This window comes from Campylobacter showae, from assembly GCF_900699785.1.
GTDB lineage: Bacteria > Campylobacterota > Campylobacteria > Campylobacterales > Campylobacteraceae > Campylobacter_A > Campylobacter_A showae_D.
In genome coordinates, this window is sequence record NZ_LR535679.1 from 881,177 (window position 1) to 901,826 (window position 20,650).

Genomic DNA, 20,650 nt, shown 5'->3' on the forward strand with positions numbered 1-20,650 from the left:
GGATAAAATGCCAAAAATCAACTGGGACGGAAGGTCTGCGGGCAACGGCGCTTGGGTATACGAGGGCAACGAGCTCAAGCCAAAATACGGCGCAACCACGCACAATACCTTTGAATTTGACGGCGGCGTGCTAAAGCCCAAAACAGGAGCCAACTCCTCTAACACATTTGAGTTTGACGGCAAAAAAATAAAACCCAAATACGGCGCAAACTCAAGCAACACTTGGGTGATACAAGGCAACGTCGTCAAGCCTGATTTTGGTTCAAACTCGAGCAACACCTACGACATAAACGGAGCCCCTATCGCCGTCATCATAGGGCAAGTCTGCCTAAAACTGTGGTAGCACGAGGTAAATTTGGCGAGTGCGTGAAATACGCTCAAATCGCATTCGCCCCTTTTTTGGCGCGCGATTGCGGTAAATTTGACTCGGCTTAAATTTAGCGCTCAATTTTAGCAACCGCCGCAAACTAAAATTTAAAATAGATCCGCGTTTTTGTCGCTACTTTAGACGTATTCCATCGCCCGAGCGATACGCTGCGCCCGTTTATTTATCATTTTTACTTGCTTTTTGGATGGATTTTACGCGAATTTTGGTTAAATTTCGTCTTAAATTTTATAGTGGACTTTTGATTTGAATTTTAAAAGCAAATTTTTGATATAAATCATCAGAATTTTACGCTAATTATGATAACATTTCCCAAAAATAAAGGAGAAAAGATGAGCCATAATCACGAGACCGTATCTAAACAAAAACATCCGACCAACAAGCTAGTTCGCATCTGCGACGCCGTCGCTATCGCGTTTTACATCATCATCGTAGGCGGCTTTTACCTCTACATCAGCCGCAACGTCGGCGTGCAATACGACTACTACGAAAAGCCTTTTGTTTTTTGCCTGCCGTATGTTATTTGGTTTGCGACGACGCTAGCGATGATTTACGTTGCCTTGGTGCGCGAAAAGCTTAAAACGCTCTAAACGACGATAAATCTGCCCCAAAAAACCGCTGAATTTATAAAATTTGCGATTTTTGGCAGTAAAATTTGCATTGTTTTGGATTATTTACTTGTTTTTAGCCATAAATCAGAAATCTTCCGACTATCAGACTAAATTTGCACTTTTTATACCCGTGCTTTTGAACGGCTAATTTTGTAAATTCGTTTTTTACGCATTTTTTTAGGCACGGTGCCTCGAAATTTGACTCGGCTTAAATTTAGCGCTCAATTTTAGCAACCGTCGCGAACTAAAATTTAAAACAGATCCGCGTTTTTGTCGCTATTGCAGACATACTCCATCGCTCGAGCGATACGCTGCGCCTCGTCTCGTCCGTGCATATCGGCGATAAAACCCAGAGCCGCGTCGATACCCGCACTCACGCCCGAGCTAGCCTAAAATTTCCCGCTAGCGCACCGCCCGGCCGCGCGTATCCAGCGCACGTCCAAAGCCTCCGAGATCGCCCACTGCCAAGATAGCTTATTGCTAGTAGCCTCAATACCGTCCAAAAGTCCTGTTTTAGCTAGCAAAACCGAGCCCGTACACGCCGTGATCACGTACTCGTGTCTGCGCGCTAGCTCGCCCAAAATAGCGATAAACTCGCCCTCATGCGCAAGCTGTCTCGCCGCAAAACCGCCCGGCACGAGCAAGACGTCAAATTTAACCATCTCATCTAGCTTTCGCGTCCAAATTTTAGCGCTCGCGCTACTACCCACGAGCCCGCCCTCAACCGAAAAATACTCTATCTCGTAGCATTTTTGCTCGCCCTCTCGAGCCCGAGATAGCGCCTCGGCAGGCCCCAGCGCGTCCATCATAGTAAATCCGTCAAAAAGCAAAACGTTTAGCGCCTTCATAGCGATCCTTTGTCAAATTTAGCCCAAATTTGATTACGAGCGGCTAAAATTTAATGAGATTTTTCGCATTTACGAGGTAAAATTACAAAATCATTTTAAATCAAATTTTTAAGGAAAAACGATGCTAAGCGACAGAGAAATAGAAGCGAGCGCAAAGCCGCAAAATATCGTAAAAATCGGCGCAAAACTGGGGCTAGGCGAGGAGGCGCTAGACACCTTCGGTAAGCTAAAAGCCAAGATCGAGCCGCGACTAGGCAGCGCGTCCGGCGCAAATCTCATCCTAGTTACCGCGACCAATCCGACGCCGTACGGCGAGGGCAAAACGACCGTGACCGTCGGGCTATCAGACGGCTTAGCGCGTATCGGCAAACGCGTGTGCGCCGCGCTTAGAGAGCCGAGCCTGGGGCCGGTTTTCGGTATAAAGGGCGGAGCGACGGGCGGCGGCTACTCGCAAGTGACGCCTAGCGAGGATATCAACCTGCACTTTAACGGCGACTTTCACGCTATCACCTCGGCAAATAACCTCATCGCGGCGATGCTAGATAATCACATCCACCACGGCAACGCCCTAAATATCGACCCTGCGCGCGTCGTTTTCAAGCGCTGCATGGATATGAACGACCGCTCGCTAAGAGAGATCGAGATCGGCCTTGAAAAGAGCAATAAATTTACCCGCAAGGACGGCTTCGTAATCACCGCCGCTAGCGAAATAATGGCGATCCTATGCCTAGCAACCGACCTAAAAAATCTAAAAGAGCGCGTCGAAAATATCGTCGTCGCCTACGATAAAGAGGGCGGTCTCGTGCGCGCAAAATCCCTAAACTGCGCCGACGCCGTCTGCGTACTGCTAAAAGAGGCGATAAAACCAAACCTCGTGCAGACGCTTGAGGGTACGCCCGTGCTCATCCACGGCGGACCGTTTGCAAACATCGCGCACGGCTGCAACAGCGTGATCGCGACCAAAACGGCGCTAAATTTAGCGGACTACGTCGTAACCGAGGCGGGTTTTGGCGCTGAGCTGGGAGCGCAAAAATTCCTCGATATCAAGTGCCGCACCGCAGGTCTCGCGCCAAAATGCGTCGTGCTAGTAAGCACCGTCCGCTCGCTAAAATATAACGGCGGTTGCGACAAAGACGGTATCTCGCAGCCAAATTTAGACGCGCTAAAGCTAGGCGGCGAAAACCTAAAAGCCCATATAGAAAATCTCAAAAACTTTAACCAAAACGTCATCGTCGCGCTAAATAAATTCGCCTCGGACGCGGACGACGAGATCGCCCACGTACGCGCTCTTTGCGAGGAGTCTGGGGCTGAGTTTAGCGTGTGCGAGGGCTTTTTAAAGGGAAGTGCGGGCACGGAGGATCTAGCCAAAAAAGTCGCGCAAATCTGCGAAAAACCGGCTCGCGAGATAAACTTTACCTACGACCCCGCCGACCCCGTCAAAACCAAGATCGAAAAGATCGCGACTAAAATTTACGGCGCCAAAGACGTCGTCTTTAGCCCGCGCGCGCAGGAGGATCTGGCCGAGATTTCGCGCCTAGGCTTTGAGAGTATGCCCGTTTGCGTCGCAAAGACGCAGTATAGCTTTAGCTCGGATGCTAAGCTACTAGGACGGCCGAAGGGCTTTAGCTTCGAGGTTAGCGCGCTTGAGATCAGGGGCGGAGCGGGCTTTATCGTGGCGGTTAGCGGATCGACTATGCTGATGCCGGGACTGCCTAAAGTGCCTGCCGCCGAGCATATGAGAGTGGAGTAAAACAAGCTATGATCCGTCAAATTTGAGCGCAAAATTTGATCGGTAGGCGAAGTTTTTTTGAAAAACAAAGGCGAATTTGGCGGAAATAACGCCGGGTTCGCCTTTTTAAATTTGGCTATTTCGTCCTTTAAATCTGCCGCTAAATTTAAAACGCTAAATTTAACAAACGCCCGCGCTAGCTCGTAAATTTTATAACAACGCTATTCATGCGAGATTTTTATCTTACCGTCCATACATCGCCGAAACGCAAAATCAAATTTACTCGCTCAAAGCCGCTTGCCAGCCTAGTGCCAAATTTGCGCTATTTTACGGCGTTTTAAATACCCAAATTTAAAGCTCGAAATTTGCCGTAAATTTTGGCAAAATCGGCATAATGTATTTTGGCGTTTTAATCAAATTTGCGCAAGCAAGCCAAAATTTACGCGCGAAACGACGCTAAATTTTTACCTTTTCCCACGGCTCGATTCCGCCCTCGACCTCTTTAAAAATGCTCGCGATTTCTATATTTTTAACGCTTAAATTTCGCTCGTAAGTCTTGACGTCGCGCGATTTTAGCTTCTCTTGTAAAAAGGCGAATTCATACTCTATCTGTCCGCGAGAGACGGCTATTTTGGCTGAATTTCGCTCGTCAAATTCGCCCACTTTTGCCGCGTCAAATTTATACCCGCGAGTGCAGGCCTGCGCATAAACCTCCGCCAGATACGCATTTATCGCTGACTGCGCGTTTTCGTGAGCGTAAAAGCGGTCAAGCTGCGGGTGATTTTTGTAGCCTTTAGTAAGCCCAGCTAGCACGTTTTTAGCTAGCAGCGCCTCGCGCCAAAGTGCGACTAGCCCCTTTGCATCTAGATATTTAAAGCTTATCGTCCAAAGCCTCATTTTTGCCTTTCGTTAAATTTACCGCAGTTTTTACGGGCCAAATTTGGCGCGGTTAAACCCGCAAACCGTCAAATTTATATCGCAAATTTGCCTGCTACGTCGCCTCGCTTTGCTAAAAACCCGAAGCGATCGATCATATCTAGGAGCAGATCGGCTTTGTAGATCTCATCGTTTAGTAAGTCGTCGTATTCTTCTTCCAATTCGCTAGAGTTTTCAACTACGGCTTCGAGATATCGCCTAGCCTGCGCAAATTCGCCTTTCATCACGAAATATTCGCCCAAAATCACGCTAGCTTGCACTTTGCTCGCCTCGTCGCCGTCGCTTTTGAGCGCATCCTTTAGGCTCTGTACGCCGCCCTCCTCAAGTCCCTTTGATAGCTGCATAACGGCTTTGTTTAGATAGAGTTTTGCGTCCATTTTTGCTCCCTCAAATTTAACGCGGAAGTCTCGCGCAAATTTACACCGACATAGCTTTATAAATTTTACCGATCTGCTTCGCCGTTTATTTTTTCTTCGCCTTTTTTGCCGCGTTTTTCATATTTTCCAGCTCCTCGGCTAAAAATTTACCCGTGTAGCTGCCTGTTTTTGCGTGATTTTTAGCGACCTCTTTTACGCTGCCCTGCGCGATGATTTTACCACCCTTAGCGCCGCCTTCTGGCCCCATATCGACGATGTAGTCGCAGTTTTTGATGACGTCCATGTTGTGCTCGATGACAAAGACCGAGTTGCCAAGATCTACGAGATGGTGCAACACGCGCACGAGCCTATCGACGTCGGCAAAATGCAGCCCCGTAGTCGGCTCATCAAGGATATAGAGCGTATTTCCAGTATCCGAGCGACTGAGCTCCTTTGCCAGTTTTACACGCTGCGCCTCGCCGCCGCTTAGCGTCACGGCGTTTTGTCCCAGCGTGATGTAGCCTAGGCCGACGTCTTGCAGCGTCGTTAGTTTGCTAGCGATTTTGGGCACGGATTTAAAAAACTCCACCGCCTCGTCGATGCTCATATTTAGCACGTCGGCGATACTTTTGCCTTTGTAGAGGATTTCTAGCGTCTGCGCGTTGTAACGAGTGCCGCCGCATGAGTCGCAAACGACGTTTACGTCGGGCAAAAAGTGCATCTCGATCGTTATCTCGCCCTCGCCTTGGCACTTTTCGCAGCGTCCGCCCTTGACGTTAAAGCTAAACCTGCCGATCTTGTAACCTCGCAGTTTGGCTTCCTTAGTCTGGGCAAAAAGCCCTCTGATCTCGTCCATCACGCCCGTGTAGGTGGCCGGATTTGAGCGCGGAGTGCGGCCGATAGGGCTTTGATCGAGGTAGATCACTTTGTCTAGATTTTCTAGTCCGCTCAAATTTACTCCCGCGACCTTTTTTACCTTTTTGGCGCGGTTTAGCTGCTCCTGGGCTTCAGGCAGCAGGGTTTGCAGAACGAGCGAGCTTTTACCCGAACCAGAAACCCCCGTGATACCGACTAAATTTCGCAGCGGAAAGCGCGCGCTTAAATTTGATATGTTGTTGATATTTACGTTTGAGATTTCAAGCCAAGTGTCGATTTTTCGGTCTTTTCGGTAGTCGATTTCCTTTTCGCCGTTTATGTAAAGCGCGGTTTGCGTACTTGAGTCAAGCAGGCTTTTCACGTCGCCGGCAAAAACTATCTGCCCGCCGAATTTCCCCGCTCCAGGCCCGATATCCACGATGTAGTCGGCCTCCTCGATCGTCTTTTTATCATGCTCGACTACGATCACGGAGTTGCCTTTGGCTTGCAAATTTCGCAGGGTTTTGATGAGCTTTAGCGTATCGCGCTCGTGCAGACCGATGCTAGGCTCGTCTAGCACGTACATCACGCCGCTAAGACCCGATCCGATCTGGCTAGCGATCCTGATACGCTGCGCTTCGCCGCCGCTAATCGTACGCGCGTCGCGTCCGAGCGAGAGATACCCCAGCCCCACGTCGTAGAGGAAAAACAGCCTCTCGTTTATCTCCTTAAATATCGGCTTTGCTATCGTTTTATCGTATTCGCTAAGGTAGCTAAAATTTGACTCGTCCGAAAAAAACGCGGTGCAGTTTCCGATACTCATGTCTAAAATTTCGCCGATACCGCGGCCTGCGACCTTGACGGCTAGGCTTTGAGGCTTTAGCCTGTGTCCGCCGCAGTCGTCGCAGACCTTCTCGCTCATGTATTCATCAAAGTCCTTGTAGTCTTTTAGAAGCCCGTGCGTGATTTTTAGCGCGCCTTCAAATTTGCGCAACAGCTTGTTTTTCTTCCAGAAAAACTCGACCTCTTTTACGTTGCCGTAGAGTACGAGGCGCTTCTCGTCCTCGCTAAGCTCGCAGTAGGGGCGCTTTACGTCGATGCCGTTTTGCTCGCAAAAAGCCAGTAAAAATTTATAATAATAGCTCATGTTGTAGCCGTAGAGCAGCTTTATCGCGCCGCCTTCGATGCTTTTTTCCTCGTCGATCACTTTGGTTAGATCCAGGCTATATCTGATACCCAGTCCGTCGCACCTCTCGCACGCGCCTTTTGGGGAGTTGAAGCTAAAGCTAAGCGGCTCAAGCGGCGTAAACGAAATTTTACAATCAAAGCACGCCGAGTGCTCGCTGTAGTGGATGAAGCTCTCTTTTAGCCCGAGTTCTTCGGCGTTTGCGATCTCGATCTCGACCTCGCCGTAGCTTTCATTTAGCGCTTTTTCTACGTCCTGGGCCAGGCGTTGCGCGTTATCCGCGTCTATCACGATGCGGTCTACGATGAGCTTTATCGTGTGTTTTTTGGTTTTAGCTAGCTCGATCTCCTCGTCTAAGCGCACCTGCACGCCGTCTATCTGGGCACGCACGTAGCCTTTGCCGCGTAAATTTTCGATCAAATCCGCCCACGTGCCCTTTTTCTCGCGTACGAGCGGAGCGTAGATGACGACTTTGGCGCCCTCGGGGAGCTTTTGGATCTCGTTTATGATATCGCTAGCCGACATTTTAGAGATCGGTTTGCCGCACTTGTGGCAGTGCTGGATGCCGATGCGAGCGTATAGAAGGCGTAGGTAGTCGTAAATTTCCGTTATCGTGCCCACGGTCGAGCGCGGATTTTTGGACGTGGTTTTTTGATCTATCGCGATAGCGGGCGTTAGACCCTCGATCTTATCGACGTCTGGCTTACCCACGCGGTCTAAAAACTGCCTGGCGTAGCTACTAAGGCTCTCCATATACCTGCGCTGTCCCTCGGCATAAAGCGTGTCAAAGGCTAGCGTACTCTTGCCGCTACCGCTAAGTCCGGTGAAAACTACGAGCTTGTTTTTCGGAATTTCAAGATTTAAATTTTTTAGGTTGTGCTCGCGCGCGCCCGTGATTTTTATGGTGTCGTTTGCGTTCATTTTTGCTTCCGTGATTTTAAATTTTTAACCCGTAATTATACCCAAAATCGCTTTAACTAAAATCGCTGTTACTTTTATCAACACTTTAGTAAAAAATCAATTTTAAAGCAAAAGAATTTTTTAAGCTATAAGCTTTTTGGGTGTATTATAAATTATCCCAAGCATAGGAGTTATCATGGCAAACCCGCATATTCCTATCGACAGAAGAACAAACCGAGTCGAGCTCATCGGGCTGGTGCTAGGCATTTTGCTAGCGATTGCGGTTTATAAAATTTTCCCCGCAAACGCCGGAGATATCGCTCTAGCAGCGGCAAAGGGCAAAAAACTGCACGTAGAAGCCATGCCCGTCGTTGCCGCCGTAGCCGCACTGATGGCGGTGTGGTGGATGACCGAGGCCATCGCCCTACCCGCGACCGCCCTGGTGCCGATGGTGGCGTTTCCGGTGCTAGGCGTCGACGCGTTTAAGGTGGTCGCAGCGCCGTATGCTTCGGACACGATATATCTTTTTATGGGCGGATTCGTGCTAGCCCTTGCTATGCAAAGGTGGAATCTACACACTAGAATCGCCCTTGCCATCGTACTTTTAGTCGGCACGAGTCCTAGGCGGCTGGTGGCGGGGTTTATGGTGGCGACGGGATTTTTATCCATGTGGGTGAGCAACACCGCAACCGCTATAATGATGCTGCCTGTGGGCCTTAGCGTACTGCATCTGGTAGGACGCCTAACGACTCAAAAATGGACGTTTACGGCAATCGAAGACGTGGCGAATTTAGACGAAATTTCGCGAAAAGGCGTGCAAGGCGGCGTGATGAATACGATATTTCACAAAGGCCGCGACATCGCAAAGGAGATAAAAGAAAAAACGAGCTCCTTTAGCTCAAATTTCGGCATCTCGCTGATGCTAGGCATCGCCTACGCCGCCTCGATAGGCTCTGTTGGCACCATCATCGGCACTCCGCCAAACGCTCTGCTAGTGGCATATATGAAAAACGAATTTAGCATCGAGATCGGCTTTTTTGATTGGATGCTAGTGGGCGTACCGCTTAGCGTCGTTATGCTTGCGGCGTGCTGGTTTTTGCTCACCTACGTACTCTTTAAGCCCGAAATCGGCGAGATCCCAAACGGCAAAAAAGTAATCCAAGACGAGCTAGATAAGCTCGGCCCCATAACCGTACCGGAAAAGTTGGTAGGCGTCATCTTTGTAGCCGCCGCCACGTGCTGGATATCGCTAGGCTTTGTACTAAAATCCTTTGATATAAAAATCGCTAGCCTAGACGCCATAATCGCGATGAGTACGGCGATTTTGCTATTTATCGTGCCCGCAAACAAAAGCGGCGAACGCCTCATCGACTGGGATAGCGCCAAAAAGCTGCCGTGGGATATCCTCATACTCTTTGGCGGAGGACTGTCGCTCTCGGCGCAGTTTAGCAGCAGCGGGCTGTCGCTTTGGATCGGACATCAGGTCTCTGCTCTCGGCGCGCTACCTATCGCCGCGATCATCATGGCCGTCGTAACGCTCGTCATTTTCCTCACTGAGATAACGTCAAACACCGCTACCGCGGCAGCCTTTTTACCCGTCATCGCAGGCGTTAGCGCGGGGCTTGGCTATACCGGCGCAAACGTTATGCTATTTACGATCCCGGTCGCCATGGCGGCTACGTTTGCCTTTATGCTACCCGTCGCCACGCCGCCAAACGCCATCGCATACGGCTCTGGCTACGTAAAAATCAGCTCGATGATAAAGGCCGGAATCTGGCTAAATATCATCGGAATTTTTCTCATCACGGCGACCGTCGTATTTATCGCTTCGGCTGTTTTCGGACTTAAATTTTAAGTAAATTTAGGCGGCTTCGACCGCTTAAATTTACCCTTATTTAATAGGCGTTGCTGTATCATCGTAAAAATATTTTAACCTAAGGCTCTAAAATGAACGACATCCAAAAATCCTACGACGAGCTTCCATATATTTCAGCCGCTTTCGCGGAGACTTCGCCTGCACGCCTTGAGGCTTTGGCTTCGTTTTTATCGCTAACTCCGCCGCCGTCTAAAACGGCTAAAGTGCTAGAAATCGGTTGCAGCTACGGCGGAAATTTGTTTCCTTTTGCCATCGCAAACCCGCAGGCAAAGGTGCTAGGCATAGATCTAAGCGAAGTGCAGATAAATAAAGCCAAAGAGCTAGCCGTACAAATGCGAGTGGATAATATCGAATTTAAGGCAAAAGATATCTGCGATTTTACGGATGCGGACGTGAAAGATTACGGCAAATTTGACTACATCATCTGCCACGGCGTTTATAGCTGGGTACCGGACGTCGTAAAGGACGCGATCCTAAAAACGATCAAGCGATTTTTGAGCCCAAACGGCGTGGCGTACGTGAGCTACAACGTCTATCCGGGCTGGAAGATCAAGGATACGATCAGAGATTTTTTGATTTTCGGCACTAAGGATATAAAAGGAGAAGCAGCAAAAGTAGCCAAAGCAAGGGAACTTTTAAAGGTGCTTGGAGAGTACGCTAAATTTTGCCAAAAAGACGGTAACGTAAGTCAAATTTTCGTAAATTACGATAGTCTAAAATTTCATATCGATCATATACTAGCAACAAACGATTCATATATAGCGCACGAATATTTAGAAGTTTTTAACTATCCGATTTATTTTAAAGATTTTGCTGAAAATTTAGAAAAAAATGACCTATCCTATCTAGCAGAAGTTGGACTCGAAGACGTTTTTCAGTCAAATTTAGGGCTAGAAGAATTTGACGCGTATATAGATGCTAATTTTAGCTCGCGCATCGAAAAAGAACAGACGCTCGACTTTTTAACGAACAAAGTTTTTAGACGCAGTATGATAGTACACAAGGAGCTCATTTCAGACGATTTTAATGTAAATATCGGTGCAGACGAGCTTTGTAAGCTACATATCTCAGCGGGCTTTAACAAAGAAAAAGATAGCTACAAAAATATTAGCAACGTCCTAATGAGACCCGAATACAACTGGCTTTATCAAGTCTTTACCGACGTTTATCCGGCAAGCGTAAATTTTGCCGATGTCGCAGCGCTTTTAAAAGATGACGAAAATGCGGTAAAATCGGCTTACTTCGGCTTTATGGAGATTTTGGCCGCAGACTGCGCAAAGCTAACGACCTACGAACGTCCGAAAGTCGTTTACGAAGCAGGCAAAAGCCGGCTAAAAGAGCGAGTACGCGGATATTTTGAGTATTTCTCCGCCGCAGACGAGCCCGTGATAAAGATCGCCGACGAGCTAAACGTACCGGCAAATTTTTCACAGTTTGATGCTTTTATCGCACTTAAGTTTAACGGAGAAAATTCTCTTGAAAGTATCGTAAAACAGACGGTGAAATTTGCCAAAGAGAGAAATCTTGAGTTTACTAGCAAAAACGGCACGATAAAAACCGCTAGCAAAAACGAATACCAAAAAGCGGCCGAAGACTACGTAAAAGATCTAGGAGTCAAGCTAAGCGACGGCGGATTTTTAGAAAATTTCTGATTTATTCTCGGGAGCTGGTGCGATAAATTTACCTCGCTCCCGAACTTCCCGTAAATTGGATGAGTAGTTTCAGCTATTAAAGCGGTAAAATTTAGCAAAACCAAAATTTACCGCAAATACTAAATTTAAGCAAGAAGCTTATTTACCATTATAATTAGAGTTGTAGAGATAAGCGCAAGCAGGCATCTTTTTTGGACGGTGCGGTCGATCTTTTGCGCCAAAGCCACGCCAAACCTCACGCTTATAAGCGAGCCGATACCAACCAAAACGCCGACCTCGTACTGCACGAGCCCCTGCGAAGCAAGGCTGATAAAGCCCGAAATCGACGAAAATATCACGAAAAATAGTCCAGTACTGACGGCCTTTTTGATGTCGTAATTAAGAAAATTTATCAAAACTGGCATGATGATGACCGAGCCTCCTATACCCACGCTGATCGCTACCGCGCCGACAAAAAGTCCTACGAAAAAAAGCGGTACGAGAGAGGGATTGTGCGCGCCTTTTGGTTCCGGATTTTTAAAAAATAGCTTAATAACGTTAAAAATTTGAATACAGATAAGCGTGAGAAGCAAAAATTTCGACGGAACGCTCGCCACGATAAAGCCGCTCGCGCTCGCCCCGCAAAAGCCGCCGATACCCAAAACCAAAGCAGGCTTTAAATCGACGGTCTTGTTTTTGAGATTTAAAAGCGAGCCGTAAACCGAGCTAAATACCATCTGCAGGACGCTTACGCCGATTGCGTATTTGACGTCAAAGCCCAAAAACACGAGTATCGGCACGGCCGCCGCACCGCCTCCGATGCCCAAAAATCCAGACAAAAAGCCGACAAATAGCCCCAAACACACGTATCCGACCGACGCAACCGATAAAATTTCCATAATCTCGCCTTAAAGTAAAATCCGATTTTAGCCGTTTTTGGGTAAAATTAATTTTAAAATTTAAAAAAGGAAAATTATTGAAAAGATTGATTTTGATGATTTTTGCGGGGTTAAATTTGGCCTTTGCCAGCGTCACAGAAGGTCAAAGCGAGTTAGAGCTAGAAGCCGCGGTTAAGAGATTTCAAAGACTGCTTGACATGAAAGACGTTAGCGAATTTGCCGTAGTGTCACATCACGTTTTCGCCGCGCAAACGGGAGTAAATTTGACGCCGTCGGTCACTGTGATTTTCGGCGCGCCGGGCGTACTTGCACCGTTAATAGAATGCGAACCTAGCCTAGCGCTGGAGCTTCCGTTTAAGTTTTTATTTCAAAAAAGAGAGGGCAAAACAGTCGTGAGCTTTGAGGATATAAAAAGCGTCGCGGCCAGATACGGCGCCTCGGACTGCCCAGCCCTAGACGCGGCGCAAAGGCTAGAGTACGAGCTTTTTGACGCCGCCGTCAAATGAAAATTAAGCTTAATTTTTATATAATCTACGCTCATTAAAGGACATTTTATGCTACTTTTGAGCCCAATTTTTTATTACGAAAAGATCCGCGAGAGATTTGCTAACTCCTACCTCGCCGAGGACACGACGCAGACCATAGTCGGTATCGACTGCGAGTATATCAGCAGCGAGCAAACCGATTTTGCGGGGCTTAAGAGCTATTTTAAAGCTCAAAAATCGGGTGCGCCTTTTGCTGGACTGTTTGGGGTGCTAGGCTACGGCGGGATAAAATATTTTGAAAAAATCCCCGAATTTAACGCCTCGCAGTACGATTTCCCGGACTTTTTCTACGCCAACGCCCGAGCCTATCTGCACTTTGATAAAAATAGCAAAATTTACAGCTTTTACGGCGATAGCGAGCGGTATTACGATTTTTTAGTTAAATTTAGCGCAGACGACGAAGCAGCCGCCAAGGAACAACGCGCAACAAGACAGAACAAATATAAAATTTTAACCGATTTAGATGGCGAAAAAGAGCATTTTCTAAAGATCGCCGAACGCGCCAAAGAGTACCTAAAAAGCGGCGACGTCTTTCAAGTAGTGCTAAGCGAGCAGCTAAAACTAGCCTCGGATATGGATAACTTGGATTTTTACCGAGCCTTAAGCGAGGCAAATCCGAGCCCATATATGTTTCACTTTCCGACCCCGTACGGCGACGTCGTGGGCTCTAGCCCAGAGCTGGTCTGCGAGATCAAAGAGGGCAAAATCTACGTCGCGCCCATAGCCGGCACGCGCGGACGCGGCAGGGACGCAACCCAGGACGCTGCGCTCGAGCGCGAACTACTAAGCGATGAAAAGGAACTAGCCGAGCACAAAATGCTCATCGACCTTGCTCGCAACGACATCGGCCGCGTCAGCAAGCCAAAAAGCGTCGCGGTCAAAAACGCCATGCGCATCGTGCGCTACGAGAGCGTGATGCATATCGTAAGCGACGTCTACGGCGCGAAGGCGGACGATCTGGACGCATTTGACGCGGTCGGCAGCATCTTTCCCGCAGGCACGCTCAGTGGTACGCCCAAGATCCGCGCCATGGAGATCATCGCCGAGCTTGAGTCGTATAGGCGCAACGCATACGGCGGCGGCATCGGATTTTTCCACTTTAACGGCGACGCGCAAATGGCGATTTTGATTAGAAGCGCGATATTTGCGCGCAAATTTGGCGGCAAATTTGACGCTAGCGGGCACGACCCGCACCTTGACGGCGCAAACGAGTCAAATTTAAAAAGCGGAGATCTCGGAGGAAATTTTGCCGAAATTTTCGTGCAGGCCGGAGCCGGCATCGTGATCGATAGCATTCCTGAATACGAATATAAAGAAATTTGCAAAAAACGCGCCTCGGTGCTAAACGTGTTTGCAAAAAACGCAAAGGAAATTTTAGAAATATAAATTTGGGCTTTGAGTAAAAAACAACCGTTTAAGGTTGTTTTTTACTTTATTGTAAAGGGGGTGGGGCTTAAATTGCGAAGTCGCTCCCCACCCCCTTTAATCCCCCTCCCCCTACGACGCTTTAAGGTGGCGACACTGCTTTGCTTGCGCAAAGCGTCGCAAGTTTAAATTTACATTTTCAATGTGTGGGTCTCGGTGGGTAAAATTTGTAAATTTAGCCAAATTTGACTTCAAATTTGAGCGCAAAACGATAAGGCAAAGTATTTTTGTTCTAGGCGAGGCGGATTTAAATTTTACGACGGAAGCTACCTTGTCGGTAGTGACCGAGTAAAATTTAAATCCAACGAAGTATAGGGCAAAAAGACAAGCCGCAAAAAAGGAGAAAATTTGATTTTATTGATCGACAACTACGATAGCTTCGTGTTCAACGTGGAGCAGTATCTACGCGAACTAACTTCCGAAGAAGTGCTCTGCGTGCGCAACGACAAGATCACGCTAGATGAAATTCGCAGGCTAAATCCTAGCAAAATCGTGCTAAGCCCGGGCCCAAAACACCCGCAAGATAGCGGCATTTGTTTAGAGATTTTGCGAAGCGACATCGCCGCGCCGATCCTTGGCATCTGCCTCGGACATCAAGCGATCGGGCTCGTACACGGTGCAAAGATCAAGTGCCTAGAAAAGCCTTATCACGGCAAAACCTCGCTCATAAAAGTTAGTCGCAAAGAGCCGATATTTACGGGGCTACCCGATGAATTCGAGGTTATGCGCTACCACTCGCTTTACGTAGACGAGCTACCGTCAAATTTAGAGACCACAGCCGTGAGCGATGACGGCGTAGTGATGGCGCTTAGCGTGAAAGACAGGCCGATTTTCGGCATCCAGTTTCACCCCGAGAGCTACTTCACGCAGTACGGCAAAAAAATCATCGAAAATTTCATCAACTACGAAGCAGTGCCTGCGGCCGAAGTTGCCAAAGAGCCCAAAGTCCGACCGCTCAAGCCGTTTCTAATCAAACTACAAGAAAACGAGCGCTTGGACGACCGCGACTTTGAGCAAATTTGCGAAATCATCGCGAGCAAAGAGTACGAAATCACGCAGCTAGCAGCGCTTTTGGTGCTAATCAGCGAAAAAAGCCTCTATCCGCAAAGCCTAGCAAGCCTCGCCAAAAACATCCTAAAATACTCGCAGACCTACCGCGATCCCTCGCCGATGATCGATCTTTGCGGCACGGGCGGCGACGGCTTTAAAACGATAAATATCTCGACGACCGTCGCGTTTATCCTCGCAAGCCTTGGCGTCAAAGTCGCAAAGCACGGAAACAAAGCCGTTTCTAGCAAATCAGGCAGCTCGGACGTGCTGGAAATTTTGGGCGTTAAGAGCTCAAATTCGCTCCTGCGACAACGCGAGCTGCTAAACGACAAAAATTTAGCCTTTTTCCACGCGCCGTTTTTCCACCCGCTAGTGGGCGAGGTGCGCGAAGTACGTCAGCGCCTGGGTATCCGCACGGTTTTTAACGTGCTAGGCCCGCTACTAAATCCAAATTTGGCGCTCAAAAATCAGCTTGTTGGCGTCTATCATAAGCCCGTTTTGCGCCTGTATGCCGAGACGCTACAGCTACTAGGACGCGAGCGAGCGCTAGTAGTTCGCGGCGAGGACGGACTAGACGAGATCAGCCTATGTGACGAGACGCGCGTCGTGGAGCTACGAGACGGTCAGGTCAGCGAGTACAGCATCACGCCCGAGCAGTTTGGCTTCAGACGGGCGTTTCACAGCGAGATCGAGGGCGGCACGCCTGAGCAAAATGCCGAAATTTTAAAGCAAATTTTAAAAGGCGAGCTGGACGGACCGAAATTTGACGTCGTCGTGCTAAACGCGATGTTTGCGCTCTATGCGGCAGGCGTCGCGGATAGCCCCGCGCAGGCAAAAGAGGTCATCCTGGACGCGATAAAAAGCGGTAAAGTTTATCGCTATTTTGAAGACTACGTGCGAGGCGAAGCGTGACGCTGGTTAAAATTTGCGGTATCAAAACGCCTGCGGAGGCGCGCGACGTGGCGAGTTTGGACGTTGATTTTTTGGGCGCGATATTTGCTAAAAGCAAACGTCAAGTAAGCGCACAGACGGCGCGCGAGATAGCGGACATCGCGTATGCGGCGGGTAAAAAATGCGTCGGAGTTTTTGCGGGGCAAAGCGACTGCGAGATAATGGAAATCTGCGAATTTGTCCCACTTGACGCGGCACAGATCCACGGCAAGGTTAGCCCAAATTTGTACGCAAATTTAAAGGCGATGGGGCTAGAGATTTGGCGCGTTTATAGCGTGCTAGACGTGCTGCCCGCCGTCGATACCGCGCTTTGCGATATGCCGCTTTTTGACTGCAAGGGGCAAAATGCTGGCGGCAACGGCATCAGCTTTGATTGGGAGATTTTGCGGGAGATCAAATTTGACTTCGGCATGGCGGGCGGTATCGGCGAACATAACGCGCGCGAGGCGATCAAATTTAACCCGCGAGTGCTCGATCTAAACTCAAAAGTCGAGGATGAAAACGGTATAAAATCGGCCATCAAAATAAAGAAAATTTTGGAGCTCTTAAAGGCATAAATTTGCTTGCGGCGAAGGCAAATTTATGCCTTTGCCGCCTTGCCTAAATATAATATCGCATGTTTTAAATTTACTCATTTTGCCCGCTTGCCGGCTAACGCTGCTATATCGCACACAAAATAAGCCTAATAAAAACTTAAAATGCTAAAATAGAACGAAAATTTAAAGGATACCGATGAACACTAAAGCATATTTCGGCAAATTCGGCGGACAGTTCGTGCCAGAAACCGTGATGTTCGCGCTAGACGAGCTCGAGGCCGCATATGAGCGCATAGTAAAAACAGCTGAATTTGAGGCCGAGCTAGACGACTTACTAAAAAACTACGTCGGGCGCCCAAGCCCGCTATATCACGCAAAACGCCTTAGCTCGCACTACGGGCATGAAATTTACCTCAAACGCGAGGATCTAAACCACACCGGCGCGCATAAGATAAACAACGCCCTAGCCCAGGCGCTTCTAGCCAAAAAAATGGGCAAAAAGAAAGTCTTAGCCGAGACGGGCGCGGGTCAGCACGGCGTAGCGACTGCGACAGCAGCAGCATTGCTCGGTCTTGAGTGCGACGTATATATGGGCGCGACCGACGTAGAGCGCCAGCAGCTAAACGCATTTCGCATGCAGCTTTTAGGCGCCAGAGTCGTGAGCGTAGAGGAGGGTCTAAAAACTCTAAAAGAAGCCACCACTGCAGCTATCCAAGCATGGGTAAACGAGATAGAAAGCGCCTTTTACGTCATCGGCTCAGCGGTCGGCCCGCATCCGTATCCTAGGATCGTGCGTGACTTTCAGAGTATCATCGGTCGCGAGACAAAGGCCCAGCTAAAAGAATACGGCGTGCATCCGGACTACGTCATCGCCTGCGTCGGCGGCGGCAGCAACGCGATCGGTATCTTTAGCGCGTTTTTAGATGACGCAGACGTAAATTTGATCGGAGTCGAGGCCGCAGGCTTAGGCGCTCACACTCCGTATCACGCCGCAACGCTAACCAAGGGGCGCACAGGCATCATCCACGGTATGAAAACGATCGTTTTGCAAGACGAATACGGCATGATCGAGCCGGTACATAGTATCTCGGCGGGACTCGATTATCCGGGCGTAGGCCCCGAGCACGCGCACCTACACGAGAGCAAACGAGCCGCCTACTACGGCGTCACCGACGACGAGTGCATAAACGCGCTATATCTAACCAGCCGCCTAGAGGGCATCATCCCTGCGATCGAGAGCTCGCACGCGTTAGCGTATCTAGAAAAACTATGTCCGAATTTGACGAAAAAAAGCGTCATCGTCGTAAACGTCTCGGGACGCGGCGACAAAGACATAAACACCGTGATGAGCTACGAGAAAGGAAAAATTTATGGCTAAGGTAAAAGACGCGTTCGCGGGCAAAAAAGCAAACATAGGCTACATCGTGGCCGGATATCCTAGCGCCAAAGCGACGAAGGAATTTTTATTAAATTTAGACGGCAGCTGCCTGGATCTACTAGAGCTTGGCATCCCCTACTCCGATCCGCTCGCAGACGGTAAGCTCATCGCACAGGCTAGCTTTGAAACCGCCGCAAAGGGTGTAAACACAGGCGCGATATTTGCCATGCTTGAAGAGTGCAAAGGCAAGATAAATAAACCGATCGTTTTTCTCGTGTATTTTAACATCGTGTTTGCTTACGGCGTAGAGAGATTTATCGCCCGCTCAAAAGAGGTCGGTATCGCGGGCTTCATCATCCCTGATCTACCGTTTGAGGAGAGCGAGGAGGTAGCGGAGCTGTGCGCTAAATTTGACCTTGATCTCATCCCGCTAATCAGCGTCACGTCGCAAAACAGAGCGGATAAAATTTTAAAATTCGGCTCGGGCTTTATCTATGCGCTCGGCGCTATCGGCGTGAGCGGGTCGCAGCGAGCCAGCGAGGAGAGGCTAAAAGCGCTCGTAGAGGGTCTAAAAAAAAGAAGCGATTTGCCTGTCGCAGTGGGCTTTGGCGTGAAAAATAAAAACGACGCCGATGAGGTAAAAACCTATGCCGACGGCGCGATAATCGGCACCGAGATAGTAAAGCTCACGGCCAAATTTGAGGGCGAAGAGCTGATAAAGCAAATCAATAAACTTTTTTAAATTTAGCCGCGTTTGCGTTAAATTTAAGTATAATCAAAAAATTTCGTTTAAAGGACGACGCGATGATGGACGTTGCGGAGCTTGGGATCAAGCATCTGTGCGAGGATACTCTGGGCTACAAGGTAGAGAGCGCAAAAAGCGCGGAGGGCGAATTTTACGGCTCAAGCTTGCCGATTTTTAAGGGCAAAGAGGAGTTTCACTTTTATCTTTATTTTAAAAAAGATACGCTAAATCGCTTTGCCAGCGTGCTTCTTGGCGTCGATAAGCTAGCCGAAGACGAGCTAAGCGACATCTGTAAAGAAGTAGCAAATCTCGCAATCGGTTACGCCAAAAATCTACTAAATGAACGCGAAGCAAACGCCTATAAACTAGGCACTCCGGAGTATCTAGGCAGAACGAGCTTTCACGTCAAACTAGACGATAAACGCGTCTATAAAATCAAAAATAGAACATTTCAAGTAGGGTACAAAAAAGCATGAGCGAAGAACTACAAGAACTAACCGCCGTAGAAACGGCGCCGCAAGGGATTCAGGAGATGTTGCAAGAGCGCGGCGGGCTTTTTAAAAGCTACGACGAGCTGATGGATATCGGAGTGGATTTTATCTCGGAGCTCGGCACCACGACTATTAGCGTAAAGCAGCTTTTAAAGCTCGAAGTTGGCTCTGTAATCGACCTAGAAAAGCCTGCCGGCGAGAGCGTGGAGCTTTTTATAAACAACCGAATTTTCGGCAAGGGCGAAGTGATGGTTTACGAAAAAAACCTCGCCATCAGGATAAATGAAATCCTAGACTCAAAATCCGTCATCCAGTACTTTAAACGAGAGCAGTTATGAGGATTTTCGCCGCGCTTTTACTGTTTTTCGCCGCGCTTTGGGGGTCAAATTTATCTACTTACAACATTTACGAGCGTAGCGACCGCGTCGATATTATGCTTAGTTTTGACGCGCCTTATAGCGGAGCGATCCTGCAAGAGCGCAAAGACGGCGCGATAACCCTGCTTTTTAAAGACCTGCAAAACGATCAAAATATCGAAAAAAGCGTAAACTCAAGCATACTGCAAGAACTTTTGTTTGAACCCAGGGGTCAAAATTTAGCCCTCGTGATAAAAAGCGACGCGCAAGTAGCCGTTAGCGCGTCAAAAACCACCGACGGCTTTGGCCTGCGTATACGCGTGACTCCTGAAAATGCGGCAAACTCAGCCGCTGCGACCGCGCTATCACCGCAAGAAACCAGAGAAAATATAACCGAAACAACGAATTTATCCAGCGATCAAAATGCATCAAATTTAACCTCTCCCGCTCAAGGCGCAGGCCTAAATTTAGGTGCGCAAAACGGCGACGTAAATTTTATGACGCAGGGCATGAGCGACATGATCGATTATAGATATTACTCGGTTTTGGGCGTTTTGGCGCTACTTTTAGTCGTGCTTTTGTTCGTCAAGGCAAAGCTAAAAAATAAGCAAAAAACGATAAAAACAAAGCGCGAAAACGGTTGGTTTGAAAAGGTAAAAAGCGACGATGGCGTGGAGATAATCTATGAAAAACCGCTTGATGATACGAATAAAGTCGTGCTTTTTCAGCACCTTGATAGACGCTATCTCGTGCTAACAGGCACGTCAAACGTGCTTTTGGACAAATTCGGCGAAGAAAAGATGACGAGCGAGCAAGATTTTCAGAGTTTTTTTGAAGAAAATCAAAAAAAACTAAACGCCTACATCGAAAATCGCCAAACGCTGGACGCATACAAGGATAAGGCGAGTATAGACTAATCGTCTGGCGCCTAGTAAAAACTAATTTTATAAAATTTGATGAA

At 48.3% G+C, this 20,650-nt stretch carries 21 protein-coding genes; 15 read left to right on the forward strand and 6 right to left on the reverse strand.

What is annotated here, in order from left to right:
* Positions 1–7 precede the first annotated feature (7 nt).
* Both E4V70_RS04355 and E4V70_RS04360 read left to right on the forward strand, forming a co-directional pair.
* A complete protein-coding gene (locus tag E4V70_RS04355) occupies positions 8–343 on the forward strand; it encodes a hypothetical protein (RefSeq protein WP_122863445.1) in 336 nt (111 codons plus the stop codon).
* Positions 344–717: 374 nt separating this feature from the next.
* Positions 718–975, forward strand: a complete 258-nt coding sequence (locus E4V70_RS04360) for a hypothetical protein (RefSeq protein WP_122863446.1) — start codon at positions 718–720, stop codon at positions 973–975.
* 272 nt (positions 976–1,247) lie between these two features.
* Here E4V70_RS04360 and E4V70_RS11095 read toward each other — a convergent pair whose 3' ends face one another.
* Positions 1,248–1,373 (reverse strand): hypothetical protein, encoded by a 126-nt coding sequence (locus tag E4V70_RS11095; protein ID WP_269472418.1) that lies wholly within the window; start codon positions 1,371–1,373, stop codon positions 1,248–1,250.
* Between the two features lie 12 nt (positions 1,374–1,385).
* Complete coding sequence (locus E4V70_RS04365) at positions 1,386–1,844, reverse strand: DJ-1/PfpI family protein (RefSeq protein ID WP_232037815.1); 459 nt, start codon at positions 1,842–1,844, stop codon at positions 1,386–1,388.
* 121 nt (positions 1,845–1,965) lie between these two features.
* Here E4V70_RS04365 and E4V70_RS04370 point away from each other — a divergent pair, with 121 nt between their 5' ends.
* Together E4V70_RS04370 and E4V70_RS11100 are read left to right on the forward strand one after the other, a co-directional pair.
* Entirely contained in the window at positions 1,966–3,594 is a 1,629-nt protein-coding gene (locus E4V70_RS04370; protein ID WP_122863447.1) for a formate--tetrahydrofolate ligase, read from the forward strand.
* A gap of 57 nt (positions 3,595–3,651) precedes the next feature.
* Positions 3,652–3,780, forward strand: a complete 129-nt coding sequence (locus E4V70_RS11100) for a hypothetical protein (RefSeq protein WP_269472419.1) — start codon at positions 3,652–3,654, stop codon at positions 3,778–3,780.
* A gap of 249 nt (positions 3,781–4,029) precedes the next feature.
* Here the strand turns inward: E4V70_RS11100 and E4V70_RS04375 are convergent, their stop codons facing one another.
* From E4V70_RS04375 to uvrA, 3 genes are all read right to left on the reverse strand, one after another.
* A complete protein-coding gene (locus E4V70_RS04375) occupies positions 4,030–4,470 on the reverse strand; it encodes a pyrimidine dimer DNA glycosylase/endonuclease V (protein WP_122863448.1) in 441 nt (146 codons plus the stop codon).
* A gap of 74 nt (positions 4,471–4,544) precedes the next feature.
* On the reverse strand, positions 4,545–4,886 hold the full coding sequence (locus tag E4V70_RS04380; RefSeq protein ID WP_122863449.1) for a hypothetical protein: 342 nt from the start codon (positions 4,884–4,886) through the stop codon (positions 4,545–4,547).
* Positions 4,887–4,971: 85 nt separating this feature from the next.
* Positions 4,972–7,827 (reverse strand): excinuclease ABC subunit UvrA, encoded by a 2,856-nt coding sequence (gene uvrA / locus E4V70_RS04385; RefSeq protein ID WP_122863450.1) that lies wholly within the window; start codon positions 7,825–7,827, stop codon positions 4,972–4,974.
* Positions 7,828–8,002: 175 nt separating this feature from the next.
* On the opposite strand from uvrA, the gene E4V70_RS04390 reads away from it, so the two are divergent.
* Both E4V70_RS04390 and E4V70_RS04395 read left to right on the forward strand, forming a co-directional pair.
* Positions 8,003–9,661, forward strand: a complete 1,659-nt coding sequence (locus tag E4V70_RS04390; protein ID WP_122863451.1) for an SLC13 family permease — start codon at positions 8,003–8,005, stop codon at positions 9,659–9,661.
* A gap of 92 nt (positions 9,662–9,753) precedes the next feature.
* Positions 9,754–11,334, forward strand: a complete 1,581-nt coding sequence (locus tag E4V70_RS04395) for a class I SAM-dependent methyltransferase (RefSeq protein ID WP_122863452.1) — start codon at positions 9,754–9,756, stop codon at positions 11,332–11,334.
* A 125-nt stretch (positions 11,335–11,459) separates the two neighbouring features.
* On the opposite strand, the gene E4V70_RS04400 is transcribed toward E4V70_RS04395, so the two are convergent.
* Entirely contained in the window at positions 11,460–12,212 is a 753-nt protein-coding gene (locus E4V70_RS04400; protein ID WP_122863453.1) for a sulfite exporter TauE/SafE family protein, read from the reverse strand.
* A 77-nt stretch (positions 12,213–12,289) separates the two neighbouring features.
* On the opposite strand from E4V70_RS04400, the gene E4V70_RS04405 reads away from it, so the two are divergent.
* The 9 genes from E4V70_RS04405 (at position 12,290) to E4V70_RS04445 (ending at position 20,606) form a co-directional block, all read left to right on the forward strand.
* Positions 12,290–12,718 carry a DUF302 domain-containing protein gene (locus tag E4V70_RS04405; RefSeq protein ID WP_122863454.1) on the forward strand — a complete coding sequence of 143 codons (429 nt, stop codon included), beginning with the start codon at positions 12,290–12,292 and terminating at the stop codon, positions 12,716–12,718.
* Between the two features lie 48 nt (positions 12,719–12,766).
* On the forward strand, positions 12,767–14,143 hold the full coding sequence (locus E4V70_RS04410) for an anthranilate synthase component I family protein (protein ID WP_122863455.1): 1,377 nt from the start codon (positions 12,767–12,769) through the stop codon (positions 14,141–14,143).
* A 387-nt stretch (positions 14,144–14,530) separates the two neighbouring features.
* On the forward strand, positions 14,531–16,144 hold the full coding sequence (gene trpD / locus E4V70_RS04415; RefSeq protein ID WP_122863167.1) for an anthranilate phosphoribosyltransferase: 1,614 nt from the start codon (positions 14,531–14,533) through the stop codon (positions 16,142–16,144).
* Complete coding sequence (locus E4V70_RS04420; protein ID WP_122863168.1) at positions 16,141–16,740, forward strand: phosphoribosylanthranilate isomerase; 600 nt, start codon at positions 16,141–16,143, stop codon at positions 16,738–16,740. The genes trpD and E4V70_RS04420 overlap by 4 nt, the downstream gene beginning before the upstream one ends.
* 175 nt (positions 16,741–16,915) lie before the next feature.
* Entirely contained in the window at positions 16,916–18,097 is a 1,182-nt protein-coding gene (gene trpB / locus E4V70_RS04425; RefSeq protein WP_122863169.1) for a tryptophan synthase subunit beta, read from the forward strand.
* Complete coding sequence (gene trpA / locus E4V70_RS04430; protein ID WP_122863170.1) at positions 18,090–18,839, forward strand: tryptophan synthase subunit alpha; 750 nt, start codon at positions 18,090–18,092, stop codon at positions 18,837–18,839. Before trpB ends, trpA begins: the two co-directional genes overlap by 8 nt.
* A gap of 65 nt (positions 18,840–18,904) precedes the next feature.
* Positions 18,905–19,318: a chemotaxis protein CheX gene (locus E4V70_RS04435; protein ID WP_122863456.1), complete on the forward strand. Its 414-nt coding sequence runs from the start codon at positions 18,905–18,907 to the stop codon at positions 19,316–19,318.
* Between the two features lie 56 nt (positions 19,319–19,374).
* Positions 19,375–19,671, forward strand: coding sequence for a flagellar motor switch protein FliN (gene fliN, locus E4V70_RS04440; RefSeq protein ID WP_034957998.1), 297 nt, complete (start codon positions 19,375–19,377; stop codon positions 19,669–19,671).
* The gene (locus E4V70_RS04445; RefSeq protein WP_122863171.1) at positions 19,668–20,606 is read left to right on the forward strand and encodes an excinuclease ABC subunit A; all 939 of its coding nucleotides are present in this window, start codon (positions 19,668–19,670) and stop codon (positions 20,604–20,606) included. The genes fliN and E4V70_RS04445 overlap by 4 nt, the downstream gene beginning before the upstream one ends.
* Positions 20,607–20,650 lie beyond the last annotated feature (44 nt).